At 71.5% G+C, this 24,491-nt stretch carries 18 protein-coding genes; 10 read left to right on the top strand and 8 right to left on the bottom strand.

The window, feature by feature from the left end; translation table 11 throughout:
- Nucleotides 1-164: 164 nt before the first annotated feature.
- Nucleotides 165-707, top strand: a complete 543-nt coding sequence (locus tag ACIBHY_RS03420; protein WP_397246451.1) for a hypothetical protein — start codon at nt 165-167, stop codon at nt 705-707.
- Here the strand turns inward: ACIBHY_RS03420 and ACIBHY_RS03415 are convergent.
- The 5 genes from ACIBHY_RS03415 to ACIBHY_RS03395 all read right to left on the bottom strand — a co-directional run bounded on the left by ACIBHY_RS03415 (nt 691) and on the right by ACIBHY_RS03395 (nt 6,126).
- On the bottom strand, nt 691-1,455 hold the full coding sequence (locus ACIBHY_RS03415; protein ID WP_397246448.1) for a hypothetical protein: 765 nt from the start codon (nt 1,453-1,455) through the stop codon (nt 691-693). The genes ACIBHY_RS03420 and ACIBHY_RS03415 overlap by 17 nt on opposite strands.
- 527 nt (nt 1,456-1,982) lie before the next feature.
- Entirely contained in the window at nt 1,983-4,091 is a 2,109-nt protein-coding gene (gene uvrB, locus ACIBHY_RS03410) for an excinuclease ABC subunit UvrB (protein ID WP_379612937.1), read from the bottom strand.
- 30 nt (nt 4,092-4,121) lie between these two features.
- Complete coding sequence (locus ACIBHY_RS03405) at nt 4,122-4,355, bottom strand: helix-turn-helix transcriptional regulator (RefSeq protein WP_184960935.1); 234 nt, start codon at nt 4,353-4,355, stop codon at nt 4,122-4,124.
- A gap of 14 nt (nt 4,356-4,369) precedes the next feature.
- Nucleotides 4,370-5,224 (bottom strand): ABC transporter permease, encoded by an 855-nt coding sequence (locus ACIBHY_RS03400; RefSeq protein WP_397305805.1) that lies wholly within the window; start codon nt 5,222-5,224, stop codon nt 4,370-4,372.
- Nucleotides 5,221-6,126 carry an ABC transporter ATP-binding protein gene (locus ACIBHY_RS03395; RefSeq protein WP_397246443.1) on the bottom strand — a complete coding sequence of 302 codons (906 nt, stop codon included), beginning with the start codon at nt 6,124-6,126 and terminating at the stop codon, nt 5,221-5,223. The genes ACIBHY_RS03400 and ACIBHY_RS03395 overlap by 4 nt, the downstream gene beginning before the upstream one ends.
- Before the next feature lie 138 nt (nt 6,127-6,264).
- Here ACIBHY_RS03395 and ACIBHY_RS03390 point away from each other — a divergent pair, with 138 nt between their 5' ends.
- Genes ACIBHY_RS03390 through ACIBHY_RS03380 form a run of 3 tightly spaced genes read left to right on the top strand, consistent with a single transcriptional unit; the run spans nt 6,265 to nt 9,887 of the window.
- Nucleotides 6,265-7,878 carry an SPFH domain-containing protein gene (locus ACIBHY_RS03390; protein WP_397305804.1) on the top strand — a complete coding sequence of 538 codons (1,614 nt, stop codon included), beginning with the start codon at nt 6,265-6,267 and terminating at the stop codon, nt 7,876-7,878.
- Entirely contained in the window at nt 7,878-9,104 is a 1,227-nt protein-coding gene (locus ACIBHY_RS03385) for an SPFH domain-containing protein (protein WP_397246439.1), read from the top strand. The genes ACIBHY_RS03390 and ACIBHY_RS03385 overlap by 1 nt, the downstream gene beginning before the upstream one ends.
- Nucleotides 9,105-9,113: 9 nt before the next feature.
- The gene (locus ACIBHY_RS03380) at nt 9,114-9,887 is read left to right on the top strand and encodes a sporulation protein (RefSeq protein ID WP_397246437.1); all 774 of its coding nucleotides are present in this window, start codon (nt 9,114-9,116) and stop codon (nt 9,885-9,887) included.
- Nucleotides 9,888-9,906: 19 nt separating this feature from the next.
- Here the strand turns inward: ACIBHY_RS03380 and ACIBHY_RS03375 are convergent, their stop codons facing one another.
- A complete protein-coding gene (locus ACIBHY_RS03375) occupies nt 9,907-10,800 on the bottom strand; it encodes a PIG-L family deacetylase (RefSeq protein ID WP_397246434.1) in 894 nt (297 codons plus the stop codon).
- A gap of 158 nt (nt 10,801-10,958) precedes the next feature.
- On the opposite strand from ACIBHY_RS03375, the gene ACIBHY_RS03370 reads away from it, so the two are divergent.
- Genes ACIBHY_RS03370 through ACIBHY_RS03360 form a run of 3 tightly spaced genes read left to right on the top strand, consistent with a single transcriptional unit; the run spans nt 10,959 to nt 13,466 of the window.
- The gene (locus tag ACIBHY_RS03370) at nt 10,959-12,026 is read left to right on the top strand and encodes a hypothetical protein (protein WP_397246431.1); all 1,068 of its coding nucleotides are present in this window, start codon (nt 10,959-10,961) and stop codon (nt 12,024-12,026) included.
- Nucleotides 12,004-12,627 (top strand): hypothetical protein, encoded by a 624-nt coding sequence (locus ACIBHY_RS03365; RefSeq protein WP_397246428.1) that lies wholly within the window; start codon nt 12,004-12,006, stop codon nt 12,625-12,627. The genes ACIBHY_RS03370 and ACIBHY_RS03365 overlap by 23 nt, the downstream gene beginning before the upstream one ends.
- Nucleotides 12,627-13,466, top strand: a complete 840-nt coding sequence (locus ACIBHY_RS03360) for an inositol monophosphatase family protein (RefSeq protein WP_397305803.1) — start codon at nt 12,627-12,629, stop codon at nt 13,464-13,466. Before ACIBHY_RS03365 ends, ACIBHY_RS03360 begins: the two co-directional genes overlap by 1 nt.
- Before the next feature lie 19 nt (nt 13,467-13,485).
- On the opposite strand, the gene ACIBHY_RS03355 is transcribed toward ACIBHY_RS03360, so the two are convergent.
- Nucleotides 13,486-15,549 (bottom strand): phosphocholine-specific phospholipase C, encoded by a 2,064-nt coding sequence (locus tag ACIBHY_RS03355; RefSeq protein ID WP_397246423.1) that lies wholly within the window; start codon nt 15,547-15,549, stop codon nt 13,486-13,488.
- Between the two features lie 65 nt (nt 15,550-15,614).
- Nucleotides 15,615-16,775 (bottom strand): SLC13 family permease, encoded by a 1,161-nt coding sequence (locus ACIBHY_RS03350; protein WP_397246421.1) that lies wholly within the window; start codon nt 16,773-16,775, stop codon nt 15,615-15,617.
- Between the two features lie 57 nt (nt 16,776-16,832).
- Here ACIBHY_RS03350 and ACIBHY_RS03345 point away from each other — a divergent pair, with 57 nt between their 5' ends.
- The 3 genes from ACIBHY_RS03345 to ACIBHY_RS03335 all read left to right on the top strand — a co-directional run bounded on the left by ACIBHY_RS03345 (nt 16,833) and on the right by ACIBHY_RS03335 (nt 24,459).
- Nucleotides 16,833-22,391, top strand: a complete 5,559-nt coding sequence (locus ACIBHY_RS03345) for a TIR domain-containing protein (RefSeq protein WP_397305802.1) — start codon at nt 16,833-16,835, stop codon at nt 22,389-22,391.
- Nucleotides 22,392-22,465: 74 nt separating this feature from the next.
- Complete coding sequence (locus tag ACIBHY_RS03340) at nt 22,466-23,434, top strand: alpha/beta hydrolase (RefSeq protein WP_397305801.1); 969 nt, start codon at nt 22,466-22,468, stop codon at nt 23,432-23,434.
- Nucleotides 23,435-23,448: 14 nt separating this feature from the next.
- The gene (locus tag ACIBHY_RS03335; RefSeq protein ID WP_397305800.1) at nt 23,449-24,459 is read left to right on the top strand and encodes a helix-turn-helix domain-containing protein; all 1,011 of its coding nucleotides are present in this window, start codon (nt 23,449-23,451) and stop codon (nt 24,457-24,459) included.
- Nucleotides 24,460-24,491: the final 32 nt, after the last annotated feature.

Below are 24,491 nucleotides of genomic sequence, written 5' to 3'. Positions count from 1 at the left end.
GGCGATCAGGTCGGCGGCTGACCGGTGGGGAGGTCTGAGGACGCGGAAAAGGGCACGCGGAAGACATTCGCCATGGTCTCGACCTCCTCCCTCTCGAAGCTCCGACGAGTATGCCCACCCCGCCGCCCGCCCGCAACCGCATTAACCCTCGCTACGCTGGGCGGATGCACCGGTGCCCGCAATGCGGCTGTTACGAGTACGGCGGCGCCCCCGCCTGCCCCCGCTGCCGCGACCTTCTGGACACCCTCGTGGAGGACGGCTACCAGGCCTTCCTGAAGGAAGAGTCGCTGCCCGACGACCCGGACCTCGCCGAGATGATCGTCAGCGAGATCAAGCCCTACGCGTGGCGGGTCGTGGACGCCGCCTTCGACCGCCTGACCTGCGCCGCCTGTGGCAGCCGCCGGGGCAGGGGCCCGGCCGGGTGCCCGCCGTGCGACCTGGACGAGGGTTTCCGCTACTCGGCCGGGGAGCCCGACCGTCCGGGCGTTCCGCCCTTGAACGAGCACGCGGTCCGTGTGGGCGCCGCCGTGCTCCGCAACGCGCACCGGCACGGTGAGAAGGCCCTGCTGAGCTGGCGCCTCGGCTTCCCGCTGGTGCTGGCGGGCGGGATGTTCACCACCGCCCAGGCCCAGAACCTGCGCGCCCGCATCAACAAGGGCGCCGGCTACGACGACCTGGCCCCGTGGGTGGCTACCAGACTCCGATGAAGACGTCCTCGGCGGTGGCGGCGGTCAGCGCGCGCCGCATCCACTCCCGCACCGTCGACTGGCGCCGGCAGGAGTCGATGGCCTCCTCCTGGACCCGGTCCACCTTGAGCCCCCGGTGCTCCAGCAGCCACCGCAGCGTCTCACGCCGCCCGTGCCAGCGCCCCGCCTCCCAGAAAGGGCCGGTGACGGCGTTCTCGATCAACAGGTAGCGCTCGCCCATCATCAGGTTCTCCAGCCCCGCCCGGTCCTGGGCGGAAAGCCGGGAGCTCAAATACGAGTAGTAGTGCGCGCCACGCTCATCCCTCAACACCAGCAGCGCCTTGGCCACACACGCACGGACATCCGGGTCACCACTGGCGACAGCCCACAGAGTGGCCAGTTCGGGAGACTCCGCGATCTTGTCCAACGCGTACCAGCGCCGCAGGTCCCGGGGCCCGACCACCACGGTCTCCAGCCCATGCCGGAACTGGTCGGCCACCTCCTCGTCGAAACAGACGACCATCAACAGCCCGCTGTCATCCGCGCGCCCGCCACCCAAGGCCAGCGGAAACCGCAGACACACATGGATCCGCCCGCCGTTGGCCGCCGTGACCTCCACCACCGGCGCCTCCGGCTCATCCGAGACCAGCCGCGCGTCCCGATACCCGGTCGGCAGCCCACCCTGAGCCACCGACATCAACTCCAGGACGAGGCTCGGATGCCGTCTGACCATCTCCAGCGGCATCTCGTACATCTGCGGTCCGGGCACAGCGGACTCCTCTCAAAGGGTGACCGTCAGATTACGCTGTGTTTACCGTGACCGGTGGGGCTATCGGTTCTTGTTATGGCCCGAGTTGGCCGTGGCATTCATCACACACCCCGCGAACCCCAGCCCACACCGGGCAAACCCGCAGCTCAAAGCCACAACCACAGGCACCGCCCCCTTGGCGGACGCTCGCCACCCATCGCCGAAGAACCACCGCCTCACACCGAGGACCGCGGCCAGTCCATGGTGGACCACAGCGAGCCTGCGACGCGGGCACCAGGAAGCAACCCGACCACGCCCTGCCGCACCTCGCGCACAGCCGCCCATCACGCCAAAGCCCCCGTGCTGCCGAGGTATCTGCGCGCCTTGACGACAACGCTCTCCCACCGAAGCCACACCCCTACGCGGACTGACCACCCCCGCGCGATCACCCTTCGGCAACCACGCGGGGAGCGCGAGGTTCTCCCTCGCCCGGGTGCGGGGCGGAGCCCGCTGTCACAGCCCTGAGCGCCCAGCCGAGGGATCACGTCCTACTTGACGCCTGCCTCGCGCATGTCGCGCAGTTCCCGCTTCAGTTCCTTGATCTCGTCGCGCAGCCGGGCCGCGACCTCGAACTGCAGGTCGGCCGCCGACTGGTGCATCTGCTCGGTCAGCGACTCGATCAGCGACTCCATCTGCGCACGTGGCATCTCCCCCGCGATCGCCTTGGCGTGCTGCCCCGCCGCCTTCGCCGCGAACCCGGGTACGGGCGCCTTGCCGCGTGACTGCTGGCGGCCGCTGCCCATGAGCTGCTCGGTGTCGGCGTCCTCGCGCTGCAGCGAGTCGAGGATGTCGGCGATCTTCTTGCGCAGCGGCTGGGGGTCGATGCCCTTGGCCTCGTTGTAGGCGATCTGCTTGGCCCGGCGCCGGTTGGTCTCGTCGATCGCCCGCTCCATCGAGGGGGTGATCTTGTCGGCGTACATGTGGACCTGGCCGGAGACGTTTCTGGCGGCGCGGCCGATGGTCTGGATGAGGGAGGTCTCCGAGCGCAGGAAGCCTTCCTTGTCGGCGTCGAGGATGGCCACCAGGGACACTTCGGGCAGGTCGAGGCCCTCGCGCAGCAGGTTGATGCCGACCAGGACGTCGAACTCGCCGCTGCGCAGCTCGCGCAGGAGCTCGATCCGGCGCAGGGTGTCGACCTCGCTGTGCAGGTAGCGGACGCGGATGCCCAGCTCAAGCAGGTAGTCGGTGAGGTCTTCCGACATCTTCTTGGTGAGCGTGGTGACCAGGACGCGCTCGTCGCGGTCGGCCCGCTCGCGGATCTCGTGGACCAGGTCGTCGATCTGGCCCTTGGTGGGCTTCACCACGACCTCGGGGTCGACCAGGCCGGTCGGGCGGATGACCTGCTCGACGACGTCGCCCTTGACCCGGCCCAGCTCGTAGGAGCCTGGCGTGGCCGACAGGTAGACCGTCTGGCCGATGCGCTCCAGGAACTCCTCCCACTTCAGCGGGCGGTTGTCCAGGGCCGAGGGCAGCCGGAAGCCGTGGTCGACCAGGGTGCGCTTGCGGGAGGCGTCGCCCTCGTACATGGCGCCGATCTGCGGGACCGTCTGGTGCGACTCGTCCAGGACCAGGAGGAAGTCCTCGGGGAAGTAGTCGAGCAGGGTGTTGGGGGCGCTGCCCGCCTCGCGGCCGTCCATGTGGCGCGAGTAGTTCTCGATGCCGGAGCAGGTGCCGATCTGGCGCATCATCTCGATGTCGTAGGTGGTGCGCATGCGCAGGCGCTGGGCCTCCAGGAGCTTGCCCTGGCGCTCCAGCTCCTCCAGGCGGCCGGTCAGCTCGGCCTCGATGCCGGCCACGGCCTTGGCCATGCGCTCCTCGCCCGCCACGTAGTGGGAGGCGGGGAAGATGTAGAGCTCGTCGTCCTCGGTGATGACCTCGCCGGTCAGCGGGTGCATCGTGGCGAGCTTCTCGACCTCGTCGCCGAACATCTCGATGCGTACGGCCAGCTCCTCGTACTTCGGGATGATCTCGATCGTGTCGCCCCTGACCCGGAACGTGCCACGGGTGAAGGCCAGGTCGTTGCGCGTGTACTGCATGTCGACCAGGCGGCGCAGGAGCTGGTCGCGCTCGACCTCCATGCCGACCTTGAGCCTGGCCATGCGGTCGACGTACTCCTGCGGCGTGCCCAGGCCGTAGATGCACGAGACCGAGGCGACCACGACGGTGTCACGGCGGGTCAGCAGCGAGTTCGTCGCCGAGTGGCGCAGCCGCTCCACCTCGTCGTTGATCGAGGAGTCCTTCTCGATGTAGGTGTCGCTCTGCGGGACGTACGCCTCGGGCTGGTAGTAGTCGTAGTAGGAGACGAAGTACTCCACCGCGTTGTTGGGCAGCATCTCGCGCAGCTCGTTGGCGAACTGCGCGGCCAGGGTCTTGTTGGGCTGCATGACCAGCGTGGGCCGCTGGAGGCGCTCGATGAGCCAGGCGATGGAGGCGGTCTTGCCGGTGCCCGTGGCGCCCAGCAGCACGTTGTCCTTCTCACCGGCCGTGACGCGGCGCTCCAGCTCGGCGATGGCCGTGGGCTGGTCGCCCGAGGGAGTCATCTCGGTGATCACCTCGAAAGGCGCCACCTTGCGCTGCAAATCTGTGACCGGTCGCATGCTGCCACTGTAGGCAACCGCACCGACAGTTCATGCCGTGCGCTCGCCGATGCGCGGAAACGGCGTGGTGGAGAAGACGACCTCGACCGGCACCTCGAAGTGGGCGGCGATGCGCAGCGCCAGGTAGAGGCTGGGACTGTACTCCCCCCGTTCCAGGTAGCCGACCGTCTGGTAGTGGACGCCGAGCGCGTCGGCCAGCTGCCTGCGGGTGACGCCGCGCTCGGCCCGCAGCAGGGCGATGCGGTTGTAGACGATCTCGCTCATCGCCGCCTATCTTCTCAGCTCACCCGTTGCATCGCCCGCTCGCGGCGCTCCTGCACCAGCGAGCCGGACTCACGCTTGGCCATTCTGCGCAGGATGGGCGGCGCGAGCAGCAGCCCGGCCACCGCCCACAGGCCCAGTACGCCCGTGGTCTCGAAGACCCGCCACGACTGGCCGATCTCCGCGGCGGCCGCCGCGTCGGGCAGGAAGGCCGAGCGCATGCCGAGGCCGAGCCAGTACAGGGGGAAGATCTGGCTGACCGTCTGGAGCCACTCGGGCATGGAGGTGATCGGGTAGAAGATGCCGGAGGCCGAGGTGAGGGCGCCGATGGTCAGCATGGAGAAGCCGGCGGCGGCCTGCGGGTTGCTGGTCAGCGAGCCGACGACGGCGCCCAGTGGCAGCGTGGCCAGCAGCCCGAGCACGATCACCCAGGCGAACATGAGCCAGCCGCCCAGCCCCGTGCCGAGCATCGAGGGCACCAGGATCAGCCCCGCCGCCAGCACGATCGCCAGGGTGACCAGCCCGGCCGTGGAGGTGCTGACGATCCTGCCGATGAGGTAGCCGGTCATGCCGTGCGGCATGGCCTTGGCCCGCAGCAGCGTGCCGTCCTCCCGCTCGACCGCCAGCGTGCCGACGGTGCCGACCAGGCCGCCCACGGCGACGAGCAGGGCGAGCATGCTGGGCAGCGTGGCCGCCGCCAGCGACAGGTTCGTGCCGGGCAGCTTGATCTCGCGCTGGAAGTACAGCACGACGACGAACGCCACGGAGATCAGGGCGTTGAAGTACATGTCGGTGGAGCTGGTCAGGCTGTGCCGGAACTCGATCCAGCCCCTGGCCAGGCCGAGCTTCACCGCGTGAGTGGTGGCGTTCACCGCTCCTCCTTCCGCACGATGGCCATGTAGGTGTCCTCCAGGGTGGCCCGCCGTACCTCCAGGTCCTCGATCGCGTCGCCGTACTGCGCGAAAAGGTCCTGCACGAAGCGGGTGGCGTCGTCGGTGGCGTGCACGAACAGCTCGCCACCGCGGCTCCAGCGGACCTGGGCGTCGCGCGAGACGCCGCGGGCGAGCTGGTCGGGACTGCCGTCGGCGACGATGCGGCCGCCCGACAGGATGAGGATGCGGGCGGCGAGCTTCTCCGCCTCGTCGAGGTCGTGGGTGGTCAGCAGGATGGTGGTGGAGTCCAGGTCGGACAGCCGGTGCACCAGGTCGTGGAAGTCGCGCCTGGCCTGCGGGTCGAAGCCCGCTGTCGGCTCGTCGAGGAAGAGCAGTTCCGGGCGGCCGACGATGCCGATCGCGACGTCGAGCCTGCGCCGCTGCCCGCCGGACAGCCGGTTGACGCGCTTGCCCGCGTGCTCGGCGAGCCCGACCGCCTCGATGAGCTCGTCCGTGGGGTACGGCGTGCGGTACGGCTCGTAGTAGCGCCCGAGGTGCCGCAGCAGTTCCCTGACCCGCCACCGCCCGTGGTCGCGCCACGACTGCAGCACGACGCCGATCCTGGCCCGCCACGCCTCCCCGCCCTGGGCGGGGTCCTCGCCGAGCACGCGGACCTGCCCGGCGGAGCGCCCGCGGAACCCTTCGAGGATCTCGATGGTGGTCGTCTTGCCCGCCCCGTTGGGGCCCAGCAGGGCGATCACCTCTCCCGCGCCCACGGTGAAGCCGACACCGTTCAGCACCTCGCGCGGACCGTAGTTCATCCGCAGGCCGCTGACCTCGATGACGGCGTCGTCGCGGGCGGGTTCCGCGTCCAGCGGGAGCTCGCTCAGAGCCTCCATCATCCCTCCCGATAGTAGGACTACTACATTGATAGCACACCTACTATGCACCGCAATACATCTGTGACAGGGCATTGCAAGCGAACAGTAAGTCGCACCCGATACGGTCAAGAGCGGCCTGAACAGGAAAAGAGAGGTGCGATGTCACGACCCAGAGAGGCCCTGATCCAGGCAGGCCAGGGGATAGCCCAGGCGGTGGTTCAAGGCGGCGACCTGCGGCAGGCGGTCGGCCAGGCGGTGGACCAGGCCGGGCAGCAACTCGCCGCCCAAGCTCCTGGGTTCGCCCTCAACCCGCACGACTTCGCGGCCGCCCGGGACGGCGGTGTGTCGACGGGCACGGTCATCGAGGCCAGGAGCGCCTCGCTCAACGAAGCCGGCGAGATCGTCAACCGCAGCTTCAGCGAGAACGGCATGCACGTCATCTCCCCCGTCGTGATCCCCAAGGGGACGACGGCCAAGGTGGTGGTGCCGCTCGGCATCCTCGTGGTGCTCGGCCTCATCGGCGCGCTCGGCGGCATCATCCCGAACACCGATCTGTTCTTCGGCCCCCACTACTGGCTCGTACTGGTGCTGGCCGCGGTGTTCCTGTGGTGGCGGCGCAGCGTCGTCATGGTGCCCGAGGGCTGCAAGGCGCTCATCACCAAGTTCGGCAAGCTGGTGCAGATCGCCGACCCCGGCCGGGTGACGCTGATCAACCCGTGGAAGCGGGTCAGCTACATCGTCAACACCACCCGCGAGTACCCGTTCAACGCCCCGATCAGCGAGGCGCCGACGCAGCAGGGCGTCAAGGCGAGCGTCGACCTGTTCCTGCAGTTCAGGATCGAGAACCCGGCGGAGTTCATCTTCGTGCTCGGCTCGGTCAGCGGCTTCCAGTCCAAGCTGCAGAACTCCGTCAGCGAGGTCACCCGCTCCCTCATCTACGCCCAGCGCGCCGAGGACATCTACGACCTGGTGGGCGAGAGCACCCAGGGCATCCTGGAGAGCCTCAACCAGCAGTTCCTGCCGGCGGTGCGGCTGACCGACGTGAACATCACCCACGCCGAGCCCTCCAGCCAGGAGTACCGCATGGACCTCGCGGCCCCCGAGATGGTCCGGGTGGCCAAGGAGGCCTACACCTACGAGTACGAGCTCCAGCTGCGCAAGGAGCAGAACGAGGGCGACCTGATCAAGGAGCTGGCCGGGCTGCAGGAGACGCTCAGCGCCATCCAGGCCGAGATCGCCGGCTACCAGGCCAGGATGGACACCGCCCTTGAGCGGGCCAGCCACCAGGCCAAGGCGCAGGCCGGGCAGCGCCTGGTCGAGGCGGAGTCCACCGCCAACGCCAACGCCGCCCTCCTGGAGGCGCAGGCGCTGGACATCAGGGCGCTGAGCGCCGCCGAGGCGCCGGAGATCCTCGACTACCGCTTCCAGCAGGACCTGCTGGCCAAGCTGGAGTCCGTGGCCGCGAAGCTGCCCCAGGTGGTGCAGGTGGGCGAGGAGACCGACATCGACTTCCTCGCGCTGGCCCAGCAGCTGATCGGCGGCAGGGGGGCGGCGCTGTTCTCGCCCGAGGACATGGCCGCCATCAGGAGCAGGCTCTCCGAGATCGGGCAGCGTGTGGCCGACCGCGAGGTCGAGATCGCCGCGCTGCTGAAGAAGGTCGCCCAGCCGGCCGACGCCACCGAGCTGCCGGAGATCGCGGCGGATCCACCCGGCGACACGGACAAGACCCTGGAGCGTCCGCTGCCCGCCGTACAGAAGGAGGGTGAGTTCTGATGGCGCGCGAGTTCTCGAAGATCAAGGAGTCGCTGGCCTCCTGGTCGGACATCAGGCAGCTGCTGCGCGGCGGCGAGCAGGGCCAGCTGGTGCCGGTCGTGATTCCCAAGGACCGGCGCGGCTTCGCGTGGATGGCCCTGATCTTCCTGGCCCTGTACTTCGCCGGGCTGGCGATCTTCTCCGGCTGGCTCTGGGCGGCCCTGTCGGCCGGGGCGCTGGTGGTGATCGCGGCCGTGTGGATGTGGCGCAAGGCCATCATCGAGATCGAGGAGGGCACCACCGGGGTCCGCAGCAGGTGGGGCGCGATCACCGGAACGCTCCCGCCGGGCCGCCACTACCTCTGGCTGCCGTGGGACCGCGTCGACGCCGTCGTCGACACCTCCACCGAGATCCCCTACTCGGCACCGATCGTGGCCTGCCCGACGGCGGAGAACGTGCCGCTGAAGTCGATCGAGTTCTTCCTGAAGTTCCGCATCGTCGACCCGGTCGCCTTCGTGCGTACCATCGGCGCGGGCAACTTCGACCTCGTGCTGTCCAGCGCCGTCCAGGACGCCATCCGCCAGCGCAGCCGGCGCGTCAACACCGAGCGCGCCTACGACCTGCGCGGCTCCGACGTGGGCGACATGCAGGACGCGCTCAGCCGCCAGCTCGGCCGGTACGGCGTGCGCATCATCGGCGCCAACATCCCCGACGTCCAGCTGCCCGACCAGTACCAGCAGCATCTGGCCACCCGCGAGAAGGTCGCCAAGGAGCTGTCCGCCTACGAGCGCGAGTGGGAGCTGACGCGCAAGCGCCGTATCGACACGCTGCTCATGGAGATCGAGCGCTCCAAGAAGACCCGCGACGCCCGCGTCGTCGAGGTCAAGGCCGCGCACAACACGGCCCGCAAGGACGTCGCCCGCATGCTGGAGGAGCAGGAGACCGAGGCGCAGCGCGTGCGCTGGGAGATCGAGGCGCGCGGCCGCGCCGACCTCACCGCCGCGGAGAACGAGGCCAAGGCGCTGCGCAGGCTGGCGGAGTCCTACCGCGACAACCGCGCCGTCCTGCAGTACGAGCTGGCTCGCCGCCGCCTCGACGTCGGTGCCAAACTGGCCGAGAGCGCTCCCCAGCCCCTCGTGGTTCGTACGGCCGGCGGCCAGTCCGACCCGATGTCCACCCTGCTGCTCGCCCAGCTCCTCCCCCGGCTCTCCGGCTCCCACGGAAACGGGTCAGGCACTACCTCTTAGGAGAACCCCATGGTGTTCCGCAAGTTGAAGGCCGCGTTCGGCGCCGGCGTCGAGGTCGACACCGTCCTGAGCAACGCCACCGTCCGCCCGGGCGAGATGCTCCGGGGCGACGTGCACTTCAAGAGCAGCGGCTCCGACTACAAGGTCGAGGGCATCCACATCGAGTTCACCGCCGTGGTCGAGATCGAGAGCGGCGACAGCGAGTACCGCTCGACCTACAGCTTCCTGCGCCAGCAGGTGTCGGGGCCGTTCCACCTGGCGGCGGGGACCTCGCACAGCCACCCGTTCGAGATCCCGGTGCCGTGGGAGACGCCGATCAGCGCGATCGGCGGCCACGCGCTGCCGGGCATGCGGCTGGGCGTCCAGACCGAGCTGGCGCTGGCCGGCGCGCTGGACAAGGGCGACCTCGACCCGCTGTTCGTCAGCCCGCTCGCGGCCCAGGAGAACATCATCACGGCCCTGGACCGGCTGGGCTTCGGCTTCAAGAAGGCCGACCTGGAACGCGGCACGCTGTACGGCTCGACGATGCCGTTCTTCCAGGAGATCGAGTACTACGCCGGCGGCCAGTGGCGGCGCCACTTCAACGAGCTGGAGCTGACCTTCATCGCGGGCCCGTCCCAGATGGACGTCATCCTGGAGGCCGACAACCGGGGCGGCTTCCTCAGCTCGGGCGGCGACTCCTACAACCGCTTCACCGTCCGCTACGGCGACAACCCGGGCGCCGCCGAGCAGGCGCTCCAGCAGGGCCTTGAGGCGATGGCCCGCCGCCGCGGCTGGTTCTAGAACGCTCCCGCCGCCTGGCTCACGGCCCGAACGTCCCGGGCCGGACGAGGTACATCCTCTTGAGCCAGGCGGCGTAACGCGGCCCTGACTCGGCGCGGTAGTCGTGGCGCCGGTAGACCTGGAACGCGGCCTCCTTCAGCCGCCTGGCCCGCCAGTCGAGGTTGGACGGCCAGCCGGTCATCGTGTAGCCGCGGTAGGCCAGCAGCTTGAGCTTCAGCCCCCGCGCGGCCTCGGCGGCGAACTTGGCCGAGGCCGTGTGGTCGGTGTGGTCGCCGTGCCAGTCGGGCGGGTTGGGGTCGAGGGTGCGCAGCACGGTCGGCCGGTAGCGCTGGTAGAGCGCGCGCAGCGTGGCGAGCACGTCCTCCCTGCGTACGCACGGGTGCGGGCACGGCCCGGTGAACCTGCGTACGCAGGCGTCCCTGGCCCACATCCTGGCCAGCGCGTCGTGCCCGCCGTCGGCCCGCGGGTCGCCGCCGTCGGGCAGCCCGGCGAAGACGAGCCTGATCCTGGGGCTGGCGGCGAGCGTGTCGACGCGGACCGGCAGCCTGCCGAGGCTCAGGACGCGGGAGCGCCAGACGTTCGGCACCCCGGCGAGGTAGGCGTAGGCGGCCTTGATGCCCTCCTGCCGGTCGCGGACGTAGGCGCTCGGGTCACGGTCGTCCTCCACCCCGGTCGGCCCCTCGCCGGCGGTCAGGTAGATCGTCGTGGTGACCCGGCCGCCGGCGACCGCGCCGAACAGGTCGGGGCTCATGAAGAGCAGGTCGTCGTCGGCGTGCGCGACGACCTGGACGAAGCGGTCGGCCCGCTCGGCGGCCACCACCTGTCTCATCGTCCACGGCAGCACCGGGCAGACCGTGAACACGATCAGCACCAGAGCGCACACGACGGCCCCCGCCGCCCTGACCCACTTCATCCCCGTTTGCAACCCCCACAACTAGCGTAAGGGCAGGTCAGCGGCGTACCTCATCAAAGGGGTGGATTCTCGCCTCCTCCCCAGGTACGGGATCATGCTCTGGTGGTCGCATGACCCGGTCGTTACCATGACGTGGGGGAACTGACTGATCGTTGCGGATGCGGGGCGAGACGATGGGGCGGGTCGGCGCGGCGCTGAGGCGGGTCGCTCCGTGGGCGGCGCAGAACGCCGACGGCGCGATCGCGCTCGGCTTGGCGATCACCGTGGGCATCCTGGGGATCATGCCGGACGAGCTCTTCGGCAAGGACGGCCAGGAGATCCAGAACCAGCTCGTCAGCGCCGCGACGCTCGTCATCCTCGCGCTGGTCGCCACCGCACTGCTGCGCGACCGGCTGCGCCAGGCCCCCGTCGAGGCGACCATCACCTCCGGCGCCCTGTCCGAGCTCCCGGTCCGGCTGGCCCGGCTGGAGCAGATCGAGACCCTCGTCACCGGCACCCGCCGCGCCCTCGACGAACTCCAGCTGGTCAGGGTCCTGGCCAGCCCGCTGGAGATCGCCCAGGCGCACGGCGACGCCCGCGCCGGCACCACCCGGTGGAGCTTCAAGGGCGGCACCGGAACGTTCCTGCGCGCCGTCACGCTACCCGAGTGCGTGGCGGCCGCCCGCAAGGACAAGCGCCACCTGACCGTCCGCATCGAGATCATCGACCCGACCAACAACGAGGTCTGCGAGGCGTACGCCCATTACCGCCGCTCGCTGGCCGACGCCCCGGACGTCACCGGCGAGACGTGGACCCCCGACCGGGTCAGGAAAGAGTCCTTCGCGACGATCCTGGCCGCGTTCTGGCACCGCCAGCGCTACGGCCTGCTCGACATCGGCGTGGGCCTGTCCTCCACGATGACCACCTTCCGCTGGGACCTGTCCGCCTCCAGGGTGATCATGACGATCGAGGACCCGAACCGCGCGATGACCGCACTGGCCGGAACCTTCTACTACGAGAGCTGCGACACCGAGCTCCGGCTCAGCCTGGAGCAGGCGCGCCGGGTTCCGCTGGAGTCCTACAAGCACGTGCCGCTGAGCGACGAGCCCACGGTCGAGGAGGTCCAGGAACTCTTCCGCGGGGTCGAGCTGCCGCTGCCCAGGACGTACAACGATCGCGACATCGTCGACATCGCCCGCAAGGCCTTGCGGGCCAAGGATCCGTATGAGCTACCGCAGCGCACATGAGGAACTCACCGCGGCGCGCGCCCGCGCATGGGTGAGCACCGCCGTCCGGGGGGACTTCCACGGTGTGCACCATCCGCTGGGATTCGTCTGCCTGCCGCTCGAACGCACCGGCGGCGACGGCGTCTGCCTGCACCTGTGGTCGCGCCGCCTGCCCGGCGCGGGCAGCACCACCTCGCAGATCCACTGCCACAGCTGGGACCTGGTCAGCCACGTCCTGTACGGCCAGGTGCGCAACGTCCACGCCGTCGTCACCGACACGCCCTCCGCCGAGGCCACCCACCGGGTGTTCGAGGTGGTCAGCGGCGACGACGGCGACCGCATCACGCCCACGCCGCGCACCGTGCGCCACTCGACCGGGCTGGTCGAGGTGTTCGGCGCCGGTGACACCTACACGCTGCCCGCCGACCGTTTCCACTCCAGCGTCGTGCCCGAGGGCGGCGAGGCCGCCACGATCGCGCTGGGCTCCGGGCGCACCGGCAGCCGCGACCTGTCGCTGGGCCCGCTCGGCGCGCCCGGCCACCACGTCGCCCGCCGCCCGCTCGACGACGGGGAACGGGCACTCGCCGTCCGGCTGGTCCTGACTCACCTTGGGGGTCCGTGATGGATCTGGAGCGTGCGCGCGAACTGGCCGTGGAGGCCGCGCGGGCGGCCGGGCGGCTGCTGGCGGCCGGCACGGCGGACGCGTTCGGCGTGCACACCAAGGGCGCGGCCGGTGACGTCGTCACCGACCTCGACCTGGCCTCGGAGAAGGTGCTGGTCGAACGCATCCTGACCGCCTACCCCGGCCACGCGGTGATCGCCGAGGAGTCCGGCCTGCTGGGCGCCGCGGGGGCGGAGTGGACCTGGCTGGTCGACCCGCTCGACGGCACCAACAACGTCGCCATCGGCCTGCCCGCCTACGTGGTGGGGCTGGCGTTGTGCCACGCCGGCCGTCCCGTGCTCGGGGTCGTGCACGACCCCGTGACCCGCCGGACGTGGTCGGCGATCCGCGGTCACGGGGCGCTGTCCGATTCAGGGGTACGGCTGGCGCCGCCCGCCCGCCCCCTTCCTCACGGGCCCCTGCTGGCCTGGACCCAGGGCTACACGGTCACCCGCGACGACGCGACCGTCCTCGGGCTGAAGGCGGCCCTGGAACTGCACGCGCGGCGCGTCCTGCAGCTCTGGGCCCCGTTGCTCTCCTGGGTCATGCTGGCCAGGGGGGACATCGACGGCATGGTCGGCTACCGCGCGGAGGCGGTCGACCTGCCCGCGGGCGCTTTGATCGCCCGGGAGGCGGGGATGGAGATCCGGGCGCTGGACGGCTCGCCGTTCGACGAGGACGTCAACGGCAGCGCGGCGGACCGCAGCTTCGTCGCCGCCCACCCCGACACCCTGCCCACCCTCCTCCCCCTCCTCGCCGCAGCGACCCGGCCCTCCGCAGGTCACCACCGCCCGGGGTGACCTGCGGAGGGAGGGCGGGTCAGCCCGTGACGCTGGGGCGGCCGTTTTCGACGTGGCCCATCAGGCGGCGGCGGTAGGACGGGTCCTCCTCGCAGGTGATCTCCAGGTCGTACCAGCCGTGCGAGCCCTCCAGCGGCCACACCACCTGCCGGTACTGCCCGGCCCGCAGCGGCACCGCCTGCTCCTTCCCTCCGTAGGCCAGCGCACGGACGCGCAGCTTCACCCGCGACTCGCCCAGGTTGGTGATCTCGACGCGCAGCCGCCGCGGGTCGATGTCGATCACCGCCCGCGCCTCCACCCGGCCCGCCGCCGCCGACAGCGTCCCGGCGAACTCGCGCCGGAACCCGTTCGGCCCGGTCACCGCCAGGTGGTAGGCATCGCCCACCGCCACCCGCCGCGTGCTCACGCCCTGCACGTCGAAGTGCTGCGGGAGCTCGAACTCCCCCTTGTAGGGGTAGAGCGTCATGTGCATGCTCGCCGCGCCGGTGTTGGCGAGCGTCACCTCCAGCTCCTTCCCGAGCGCCCGCGCCCAGGCGTTCGGCTGGTACGGCAGCGCCCGCGCCGGCTTGGTCCCCGGCTCCTGCTCCGGCATCGACTGGCTGGCCGGCGGCGCCGGCTTCCACCGGCCGCTGAAGGCCGGGACCGGCGCCGGGGTGGCGGGGGCGGGCGGCTGGGCCGTACCGGAGAAGTCGAAGGCGGAGGTGAGGTCGCCGGCGACCGTGCGGCGCCAGGGCGTGATGTCGGGGAAGCGCACGCCCAGCCAGGTCTCCAGGAAGCGGCAGGTCGAGCTGTGGTCGAAGATCTGCGAGGCCACGTGGCCGCCGGCGGTCCAGGGCGAGACGACCGTCATCGGGACGCGGATGCCGAGGCCGATGGGCTTGCCGTCGTACCAGTCGGAGGTCTGCTCGGCGGGCGGGAGCGGCGGCGGGACGTGGTCGAAGAAGCCGTCGTTCTCGTCGTAGGTGATGAACAGCGCGGTCGACTGCCAGGTCTCCGGGTGGGAGGCGATGGCGTCGAGGATGTCGTAGGTGATGCGGGCGCTCTGCAGAGGCGAGGAGGCGCTCGGGTGCTCGGAGTCGGCGGCCGACGGCACGATGTAGCTGACCTCGGGCAGGGTCCCCGCCTGGACGTCGGCGCGGAAGGAGGCGGCCAGCTGCTTGGCCGGCACGCGGCGCAGGCCGCGCTCGAACAGCTCGCGCTCCTGCGGGTCGAGCTTGGCCACGCCCTCCTCCAGGCGGGCCAGGAGTTGCCCGCGCCTGGGCTCGGCGGCGCCGCTCACCTGGCCGTAGAAGGCGTCCATGCTCTTGAAGTCGCCCTGGAGCGCCTTGCGGGCGACCTGGCGGAAGCGGGCGAAGAACTCCAGGTTGTTGTCCTGGTAGTTGTCCCACTCGTGGTAGACCTTCCAGCCGCGGCCGGCCGCCTGGAGGATCTCGCCCGCGTTGGCCCAGGTGTAGCCCTGGTGGGTGTCCTCGCTGTAGGCGGCGTTGTCGATGGCCCGCTTGGTGGTGCCGGGCTCGTAGCCGGTGTGGCCCGAGACGTGGTAGTTGCGGTTCGGGCTGGTCGAGGAGAGCACGGAGCAGTGGTAGTTGTCGCAGAGGGTGAAGGTGTCGGCCAGCTCGTACTGCAGCGGGATGTCCGCGCGGCGGTAGAACGTCATCGTGGCCGGGCTCTTGGCCGGGATCCAGCCGTCGTGCCAGCCCTTGGCGGCGGCGCGCTGGCCGTCGTTCCAGCCGTGGGCCAGGGCGCTGATCCACTGCAGGTCCTTGCCGACCAGGTCGGCGGCCTCGCGTACCGGGAAGGGCAGTACGCTTCCCGTCCCGTTGGGCTGCTCGTAGACGGGCTTGCCGTTCCTGAGCGTGACCGCGTTGCGGTCGGCGAAGCCGCGCACCCCACGCATGCTGCCGAAGTAGTGGTCGAACGAGCGGTTCTCCTGCATGAGAAAGACCACGTGCTTGATGGCCGACAGGCCACCCTGGGGGACGGGCATGGCCAGGGCCCGGTGCACGGAGGGGGGCAGCAGCGAGCCGGCCGCGATGCCGGCGCCGAGGGCGAGGAAGCCGCGGCGAGAGGGTGCGAGAGACATGGCGGAGAGCGTGTCAAAGGTAGGAAACTATCCCATTACGGGCGGGTGGCGATCATGCGAACAGCTCATACCGCGCCCAGCGCCCAGACCGCGGCGACCAGGGCGGTGACGGCCAGGACCGCGCCGGTGAGCAGGAAGCGGCGCATCGGCACCTTCACGCCGTGGCGGCGGCACGACTCGAACCACAGCAGAGTGGCCAGCGACGCCCACGGGGTGATCACCGGGCCGACGTTGGTGCCGATCAGTACGGCGAGCAGCTGGTCGCGGCCGGCGACCTCCTCCAGCGCCTGGTAGGCGGGCAGGTTGTTGATGGCGTTGGACAGGCCCGCGCCCACGGCCGCGGTGCGGTAGGGATTGTCGCCGCCGCCGATCATCCAGGTCATGACGTCGGCCAGTCCGTGCAGGCTGAGCGCCGGGACGACCAGGAACAGGCCGGTGACGAAGATGAGCAGCTGCCAGGGGATCAGGCTCAAGGTCAGGCGCTTGCGGTCGCGCACGAAGAACGCGGCCACGACGATCAGCGCGGCCACCGTCGCGGCCACGTGGACCGGCTGGTCGAGCAGGAGCGCGCCGATGAACAGCACACAGGCCGCCGAAGCCGCCCAGAACAGGACGGTGTCGGCGATCGGCTCCAGGCCGGGCGGGGTGTAGCGGACCTCGCCGCGGCGGCCCCTGCGCCAGAAGAACAGCCACAGGAACACCATCGTCACCGCGATCGCGGCGGCCTGCGGCGCCCACATGCGGGTGGCGAACTCCCGGTTGGACATCTGCAGGGCGTTCATGCCCAGCAGGTTCGTCAGGTTGGAGACCGGCAGCAGGAGGCTCGCGGTGTTGGCCAGCCAAATCGTGGTCATGGCCAGGGGCAGCGCGGCGATGCCGGCGCGGGCGGCCAGGGCGAGCATGACCGGGGTGAGGAGGACGGCCGTGGTGTCCAGGTTCAGAAATATCGTGACGAAGGAGGCGAAAGCCGTACACAAGAAGAAGAGCGCGAGATAGCTGCCGCGCCCGAGCACCGCCATCCTCGCCGCGATCGCGTCGAAGACCTGAGCCTCCTTCGTCAGCTCGGCCAGAACGATCACGCCGACGAGGAACAGCAGCAGCGGAGCGATCTCGTCGAACTTCTCCACCGCGACGTTCAGCGGCAGCCAGCCCGTCACCACGAAGATCAGTCCCAGCGCGAGCAGCCCGATCCTGACCCAGTCGAGCGCGGACAGTCGCCTCCACACCCGAAGATGATCGCACACCACCTCCAAAACACCGATCCCACGCGGAATACTGGGCAGATGGCGCGTGACGGAAGGCCCACGGACATCTTCGTCAGCTACTCCCCCGCCGACACGGCGTGGGCCACATGGATCGCCTGGCAACTGGAGGCGGCCGGTTACCGGACGATGATCCAGGACTGGGACTTCGTGCCGGGCACGAACTTCATCGACTTCATGGACCGCGGCGTCAGCGAGGCGCAGCTGGTCGTGGCGGTGCTCTCGCGCAACTACCTCACCTCGCGCTACGGCCGCATGGAGTGGCAGGCGGCGCTGCGCGCCGACCCGGACAACCCCTCCAACAAGCTCGTCACCATCCGGCTGGAGGACGTCCAGCTCGAAGGGCTGCTGTCCACGATCACGTGGGTGGACCTGCTGGGCGTCACCGACCCCGGCCTGGCCAGGGCGCTGCTGCTCGGCCGGGTACGCGAGTCGCTGGCCGGCCGGGCCAAGCCGGAACTGGCGCCCGCCTTCCCCGACGGCACGGGCGAGCCCGCCCCCGCGCCCACGCTGCCGGAACCCGGCGAGCGCTCACGCGCCAGGCGCACACCCGTGACGGCTCCCGGCTTCCCGCCCCAGGCGGAGGCGGCCCGCTCGCGCGAGTCGGTCAGCGTGCTGCACGTCGGCGGGCCGCGCTTCGGCCGGGCGCTGCCCGACCCGGGCGAGCCGTTCACACCCGAGGACATGCAGGCGAGGATCTGGGCCGACCTGACCGGCATGTACGACAGAGGCATGCCGCGGCCCGACCTGATGGTCGTCAGCGGCAACCTCACCGAGTCCGGCAGCCTCGGCCAGTTCGGCCAGGCCACCCGCTTCCTCACCGACCTGCGCCACCTCATCGGGCTCGAACCGCACCGGCTGGCCATCGTGCCCGGTCCGCGCGATGTCACCAAGGCCGCCGCGAGCGCCTACTTCCTGACCTGCGAGGCCGACGACGTCAGCCCGCAGCCGCCGTACTGGCCGAAATGGCGGCACTTCGCCGGGCTGTTCGCCGAGGTCTTCCAGGGGCTGGACGACCGGGTCTTCGACGGCGGGCAGCCGTGGTCGATGTTCGAGATTCCCGATCTCAAGGTCGTCATCGCGGGCTTCAACTCCACGATGGCGATGAGCCACCTGGAGCGCGACGCGTACGCGCTGCTCGGCGAGGGCCAGGCGGCCTGGTTCGCCGAACGGCTGCGCCCCTACGAGGAGCGCGGCTGGCTGCGGCTCGGCGCGATCGGCCATCCGGTGCGCGACCTCAGCGACGCCGCCACCTACGAGCGCCTGCTCGCCCACCGGATCAACCTGCTCCTGGACGGGCCCGAGCTGCGGCCGGGCCGCCACCGCGTGCTGGAGCTCACCCGCGAGGGCGTGCGCGCCTGGACGCCCGACGGCCCCGACGAGCCCGAGCGCGACAAGCGCTCCTGGCGCTCGGCCCAGGAGACCTTCCGCGCCGACCAGAACGCCCCGTCGGTGCCGGGGCCGGTCCCCGACACCGAGCCCGAGCCGGCTCCCCCCGCGCCGCGGCCGGTCGACCTGCTGCTCGACCGGCTCACCGAGGTCTGCGAGGCCCGGCACGAGCGAGCCAGGATCCGCCGCTTCCCCGACCATCTGGTGGTCACCTACCCCGAGGACGGGTTCGTGCGCCTGTCCATGGTCGGCGCGCACGTCGGCACGCCCGCCACCGCGGACGCCGAGCGCTTCGTCCGGCAGGCGCACGCCACCGGCCTGCAGGGCGAGCTCGTCTACCAGGGCGCGCCGCCGGAACGTTCCCTGCGCGAGGACCTCATGCGCCGGGGTGTACGCCTGCGCAGCTTCACCGAGTTCCAGGGCCTGCTCGACCTGTCCGGCTACGTCGCCGAGCAGACCGCCAGGCTCGCCGGCGACCGCCGCTACCCGCCCGACCTGTACGTCCCGCAGCGCTACCGGGCGCTCGACCGGCCCGGCAAGGTCGAGCAAGGGCTGACCGACGAGATGATGCGCCAGCTCTCGGCCGACCACGGCCGCTTCCTGCTGCTGCTCGGCGAGTTCGGGCACGGCAAGACGTTCGCGCTGCGCGAGCTGGCCCGGCGCATCCCGGCCGAGCTGCCCCACCTGACGCCGATCTTCATCGAGCTGCGGGCCCTGGACAAGGCGCACTCGGTCGACGCGCTCGTCGCCGCGCACCTGGCCAACCACCGCGAGGAGGTCATCGACCTCAAGGCGTTCCGCTACCTGCTCGCGCAGGGGCGCATCGTGCTGCTGTTCGACGGGTTCGACGAGCTGGTGACCCGGCTGACCTACGACCGGGCGGCCGACCACCTGTCCACGTTGCTGGCCGCCGCCGTGGACAAGGCGAAGATCGTGGTGGCCAGCCGTACCCAGCACTTCAAGTCGCAGAGCCAGGTGCTGACCACGCTCGGCGAACGCGTCGGGGTGCTGCCGCAGCGGCGGGTCTTCGCCGTCGAGGACTTCACGCACGCCCAGATCCGCACGTACCTGGAGAACCGGTTCACCGACGGCGACGAGGCCGTGGCCCGCATGTCGCTCATGGAGGGCATCAAGGACCTGCTGGACCTCGCGCAAAACCCGCGCATGCTCAGCTTCATCGCCGACCTCGACGCCGACCGGCTGCGTACCGTGGCCACGACCCGCCACACGATCAGCCCGGCGCTGCTGTACGAGGAGATCCTCAGCTCGTGGCTGCGCTTCGAGGAGCAGCGCACCAGCATGCCCGGCTCGGCCGGGATGCTCAGCGTGGACGAGCTGTGGCGGGCCGTCACCGCGCTGGCGTTGCGGCTGTGGGACACCGGCGAGGCCTTCCTGGGCCTGGCCGAGCTGACCGAGCTCGCCGAGACGCTCACCGACCTGGCCGACGGGCAGCTCACCGGCCCGCAGACCGCGCACGCCGTGGGCACCGGCAGCCTGATGGTACGCACCGACGAGGGCATGTTCGGCTTCATCCACGCCTCGGTCATGGAGTGGCTGATCGCCCGGCACATCGCCGCCGGGCACTGGGAGGCGCTGTCGCGGCGCCCGCTGTCGGCGCTGACGGTGGAGTTCCTGTGCGACCTGGCCGACTCCGCGGCGCTGCGGACATGGCTGGCCGACCCGCCGGCCGACGACGTGGCCACCGCCAACGCCATCAAGGTCAGCACGCGGCTGCGGACACCCGCCCAGGCCGACCTGCGCGGCGCGGACCTGCGCGGCGAGGACCTGTCGGGCCGTGACCTGACCGGGGTCGACCTCACCGGCGCCGACCTGACCGGCGCCACCCTCGCCGGCACCAACCTGTCGCGGGCCAGGCTGAACGCGGCCAGGCTGGCCGGGGCCAAGCTCGACGGGGCCCGGCTCACCGGCGCCGACCTGTCCGGCGCGGACCTGTCAGGGGCCCGCCTGGCCAAGACCGACCTCAGCGACGTGGCCGCCGAGGGCACCCGCTGGCACCGCGCCTCACTGATCAACGTCACCGGCTCCCTGCCGCCGATGTCCGAGCTGCACGGCGCCGCCGTCGTGCCGGGGCATCCGGTCGAGGTGCAGCTCGCGCCGGCCGGAATCGGTGTGCCGTACGGCTTCCACTTCCAGACCACGCGCCTGCCCGAGCCCGTCGCCTACAGCACCGACGGCTCCACGCTGGCGATCGGCAACCAGGACGGCGGCGTGCTGCTGTGCGTGGACGGCCAGCCCGTACGCACGCTCCAGGAGCACAACGGCCGCGTCTACGCCGTCGCCTTCGCCGGGGACGTCCTGGCCACCGGGGCCAGCGACGGACAGGTGCTGCTGTGGGACGCGCTCACCGGCGAGCTGCGCCACCGCCGCGTCGGCCACCCCGACGGCGTCTGGCCGCTACGGCTCAGCCCCGACGGCGCGCTGGTCGCGGCGGGCGACGCCGACGGCGTCATCCACGTGTGGGACACCGCCACCGGCGACCTCGTCCACGACCTGACCGGCCACCAGGCGCCCGTGTTCACCGCCGCGTTCGTCGGCGGCGCGCTGGTGACCGGCGACGCCGGGGGCGTGGTGCGGGTGTGGGACGTGGCGACCGGCCACCTGATCGGCTCGCTCGACGGGCACCGCGGCGCCGTCTACCGAGTCGTGGCCGGCGGCCGGTGGGTGGCCACCGGCGACGAGGCCGGCACCGTCCGCGTCTGGAACGCCACCAGCTGGGCCCTGGAGCAGACCCTGACCGGGCACGCCAGAAGCGTCTACTGCGTGGCCTTCTCCCCCGGCGGCAACCTGCTGGCCAGCGGCGACACCGCGGGCGTCGTACGACTGTGGGATCCGGCGAGCGGCGCCGCGCACGGCGTCCACACCAGCCACTCGGCCGCCGTCTACCAGGTCGCCTTCTCCCCCGACGGGCACACCGTGGCCACCGGTGACGCCAACGGGGCCGTGCGGCTGCAGGACGTCGGGGGCGGCCGCCGTACCGAGCTGAGCGGCCACCGCAGCTCGGTGTGGCCCTTCGCCTTCCGCCCCGACGGCGAGCAACTGGCCACCAGCAGCAACGACGGCACCGTCCGGCTGTGGGAGCCGGCGACCGGCCGCTGCCAGCAGGTGCTGCGCGGCCATGGCAGGCGCATCTCCTCCGCCCGGTTCAGCGCCGACGGCTCCATGCTGGCCACCAGCGGCAACGACGGGATCGTCCGCATCTGGGAGCCGCGCACCGGGCGGCGGCTGCGCGAGATCACCGGCAGCGCCGACCGGCTGATCTCCGCCACGTTCGCCCCGTCCGGGCCGCTCCTGGCCACCTCCAGCAACGACGGCGGCGTCCACTTCTGGAACGGCGCCACCGGCGACTACGAGCGCGAGCTCAACGCCGAGACCGACCACGTGTGGGCCGAGGCGTTCAGCCCCGACGGCTCCCTGCTGGCCACCGCCAACGACGACGACAGCGTGCGCGTCTGGTACCGGCCCACCGCGCGCCTGCTCAGCAACCTCGCCGACCATCGCGGCCGGGTCCGCTCGATCGCCTTCAGCCCCGACGGCCGCTTCGTCGCCACCGGCTGCGACGACCGCCTGGTGCGCATCTGGCACGTCGACTCCGGCGGGCGCGTGGCCACCCTCGAAGGCCACGCCGATCGCGTCTACTCCGTCGTCTTCTCCCCCAGCGGAAGGCAACTGGCCAGCGCCAGCAACGACGGCAAGGCCATGGTCTGGGAGCTGCGCCCCGGCCAGCCGTGGCAGCCGCGCCTGCTGCACACGCTCACCAAGAACGTCGGGCGGCTGTGGAGCGTCACCTTCTCCCGCGACGGCTCTCAGCTGGCCACCGGCGGCGACGATCCCGCCGTGCGGGTGTGGGACACGGCCTCCGGCCATCTCCTCCACACGCTGTACGGCCACGCCCGCCGCGTCTGGTCGGTCTCCTTCAACCCGGCCGAAGACCTGCTGGCCAGCGCCGGCGACGACGGCGTGGTGATCCTGTGGGCGGGGGCCGCGCGCAAGGCGACGCTGCTGGGCCTGCCGGAAGGCTGGGCGGCACTGGCGCCCGACGGCAGGTACAAGCTGGAGGGGCAGGTCGGCGGCCAGTTCTGGCACGTGGTGGGAATGTCGAGGTTCGAGCTCGGGGAGCTGGACGTGTACCTGCCGGGAGTGCGGCAGATCCCGCTGGAGGCCGACATCTGAACCCGCCAGATGGCGGGTTGTGTCCTCCACGTGGCGCTCGCGGGCGGGCTGAGCCGTAACGCACCATGAACGTCATGAGCACACCACCGCCGTTCGACCCCGAACTCACCGCGGCCCTGGAGATGTTCGGCGAGGCCCTGCCCTCGTCGATCACGCCGGACATGATCCCGACGCTGCGCGCGGCCCGCGCGGGCCTGCCGCAGCCCACGGACGAGGAGCTCAGCCGGGACGGCGCGCTCGTCATCGCCGACCACACCGCGCCGGGCCCGGCGGGCCAGCCGGACATCATGCTGCTCGTGGCCCGGCCCGCGGCCGCCGTCGCCCCGGTGCCCGCCCTCTACTTCGTCCACGGCGGCGGCATGATCCTCGGCAACCGCCGCCAGAGCCTGCCCGACCTGGCCGAGCTGGCGCTGGAGCTCGGAATCGCCATCGTCTCGGTCGAGTACCGCCTTGCCCCGGAGCACCCGCATCCCGCGCCCGTCGAGGACTGCTACGCGGGCCTCGAATGGACCGCCAAGAACGCCGCCGAGCTGGGCATCGACCCCGAGCGGATCATCGTCGGCGGCGGCAGCGCGGGCGGCGGGCTGGCCGCCGCCGTCGTCCTGATGGCCCGCGACCGCGGCGGGCCCGCGATCCTGGGCCAGCTGCTCATCTGCCCCATGCTCGACGACCGCAACGACACCCCGTCCGCCCACCAGATGGCCGGGCTGGGCATCTGGGACCGCACCGCGAACGAGACCGGCTGGACCGCGCTGCTCGGCTCCTCGCGCTGCGGCCCCGACGTGTCGCCCTACGCCGCGCCGGCCCGCGCCACCGACCTGTCCGGCCTGCCGCCCGCGTTCATCGACGTCGGCTCGGCCGAGACCTTCCGCGACGAGGACGTCGACTACGCCGTGCGCATCTGGCGCGACGGCGGCCGGGCCGAACTGCACGTGTGGCCGGGCGGCTTCCACGGCTTCGACGGCTTCGCCCCGCAGGCCGCGCTCTCGCAGGACGCCAAGGAGGCGCGGCTGCGCTGGCTGCGGCGCCTGCTCGGCGGCTGAGACATGATGGCTGTGTGAAGGAGCTCGCGGGCAGGCTGTCCGCCCTCGATCCCGACGCGGGGGCGGCCCTTCAGGTGATCGCGTACTTCGACCGGCTGGTGGAGGCGCGGGCCGGGCTTGAGGCGATCGTGCGGGGCGCGGCCGTACTGGCCGGGTGCCCGGTCCGCCTGGTCGACGAGGAACGCAACGTCCGCGTCCGGGTGCTGGCCGACGGCCGCCGCGGCGGCCCCGCCGCGGACCGCTGGCACGAGCGGGTGGATCCTGGCTGGCCGGTCGGGGCCACGCCCGGCGGGGCCGCCCGGTTGTGGCTGGAGATGCCGGGTCCGGCCGGTCCCGTGCACGCGGTGGTGCTCGAACGCGCCGCCGTGGCCGCCAGGGACGTCCTCGACCGGACACGGGGACGGGCTCCCTCGCGCGACGACCCGGCGCTCGTCGAGCTGGTCCTGGACGGCACCGCCCCCGAGCAGGCCCGGCTACGCGCCGCCCGCTCCCTCGGCCTGGAGGTGAGCAGCGAGGCCAGGGCCGTGGCCTTCGCCGGCGGCGACGCCAGGATCGTGCCCGCCGGCACCGATCCGGGCCCGGCGCCTCCCGCCCGCAGGACCGGCATCGGGCCCGCCGTACCCGTGCGCGATCTGCCCGCCTCCTGGCCGCTGGCCCGGCTGGCCCTGCGGCTGGCCGCCGACGGCACCGACCAGGATCCCGGCCCGCGCGTGGTCCGCTACGACAGCCTGGGCGGACTGGCCGCGCTGGCGGCGGCGGTTCCCGCGGGGGCCGACCCCGTCCCGGACGTCCACGCCCTGGAGCACGCCGCCTCCGCCGCTCCCTGGATGCTCGCCACGCTGCACGCGATCGCGTACGCCATCAGCCTGCGAGCCGCCGCGGCCCAGCTCCCTGTCCACCACTCCACCCTCCAGGACCGCCTGGCCCACGCCGAACACCTCCTCGGCTGGACCATCCGCGACCCCGAGGGCCGCCTACGCCTGCAGCTGGCCCTCACCCTGCGCCGGCTCCACCGCCATCCATGACCGAGGGATCGTCCGGTGGCGGTCCGGCCTCT

Source organism: Nonomuraea sp. NPDC050547, from assembly GCF_044457345.1.
Lineage (GTDB): Bacteria > Actinomycetota > Actinomycetes > Streptosporangiales > Streptosporangiaceae > Nonomuraea.
This window is presented reverse-complemented; position numbering and strand designations above follow the sequence as displayed.

What these genes read in the sequence shown, in the direction of transcription:
- ACIBHY_RS03420 (WP_397246451.1), top strand. Translation starts at nt 165, where the DNA reads ATGCACCGGTGCCCGCAATGCGGCTGTTACGAGTACGGCGGCGCCCCC.
- uvrB (WP_379612937.1), bottom strand. Translation starts at nt 4,091, where the DNA reads ATGCGACCGGTCACAGATTTGCAGCGCAAGGTGGCGCCTTTCGAGGTG.
- ACIBHY_RS03405 (WP_184960935.1), bottom strand. Translation starts at nt 4,355, where the DNA reads ATGAGCGAGATCGTCTACAACCGCATCGCCCTGCTGCGGGCCGAGCGC.
- ACIBHY_RS03395 (WP_397246443.1), bottom strand. Translation starts at nt 6,126, where the DNA reads ATGATGGAGGCTCTGAGCGAGCTCCCGCTGGACGCGGAACCCGCCCGC.
- ACIBHY_RS03390 (WP_397305804.1), top strand. Translation starts at nt 6,265, where the DNA reads ATGTCACGACCCAGAGAGGCCCTGATCCAGGCAGGCCAGGGGATAGCC.
- ACIBHY_RS03385 (WP_397246439.1), top strand. Translation starts at nt 7,878, where the DNA reads ATGGCGCGCGAGTTCTCGAAGATCAAGGAGTCGCTGGCCTCCTGGTCG.
- ACIBHY_RS03380 (WP_397246437.1), top strand. Translation starts at nt 9,114, where the DNA reads ATGGTGTTCCGCAAGTTGAAGGCCGCGTTCGGCGCCGGCGTCGAGGTC.
- ACIBHY_RS03375 (WP_397246434.1), bottom strand. Translation starts at nt 10,800, where the DNA reads ATGAAGTGGGTCAGGGCGGCGGGGGCCGTCGTGTGCGCTCTGGTGCTG.
- ACIBHY_RS03370 (WP_397246431.1), top strand. Translation starts at nt 10,959, where the DNA reads ATGCGGGGCGAGACGATGGGGCGGGTCGGCGCGGCGCTGAGGCGGGTC.
- ACIBHY_RS03365 (WP_397246428.1), top strand. Translation starts at nt 12,004, where the DNA reads ATGAGCTACCGCAGCGCACATGAGGAACTCACCGCGGCGCGCGCCCGC.
- ACIBHY_RS03360 (WP_397305803.1), top strand. Translation starts at nt 12,627, where the DNA reads ATGGATCTGGAGCGTGCGCGCGAACTGGCCGTGGAGGCCGCGCGGGCG.
- ACIBHY_RS03355 (WP_397246423.1), bottom strand. Translation starts at nt 15,549, where the DNA reads ATGTCTCTCGCACCCTCTCGCCGCGGCTTCCTCGCCCTCGGCGCCGGC.
- ACIBHY_RS03345 (WP_397305802.1), top strand. Translation starts at nt 16,833, where the DNA reads ATGGCGCGTGACGGAAGGCCCACGGACATCTTCGTCAGCTACTCCCCC.
- ACIBHY_RS03340 (WP_397305801.1), top strand. Translation starts at nt 22,466, where the DNA reads ATGAGCACACCACCGCCGTTCGACCCCGAACTCACCGCGGCCCTGGAG.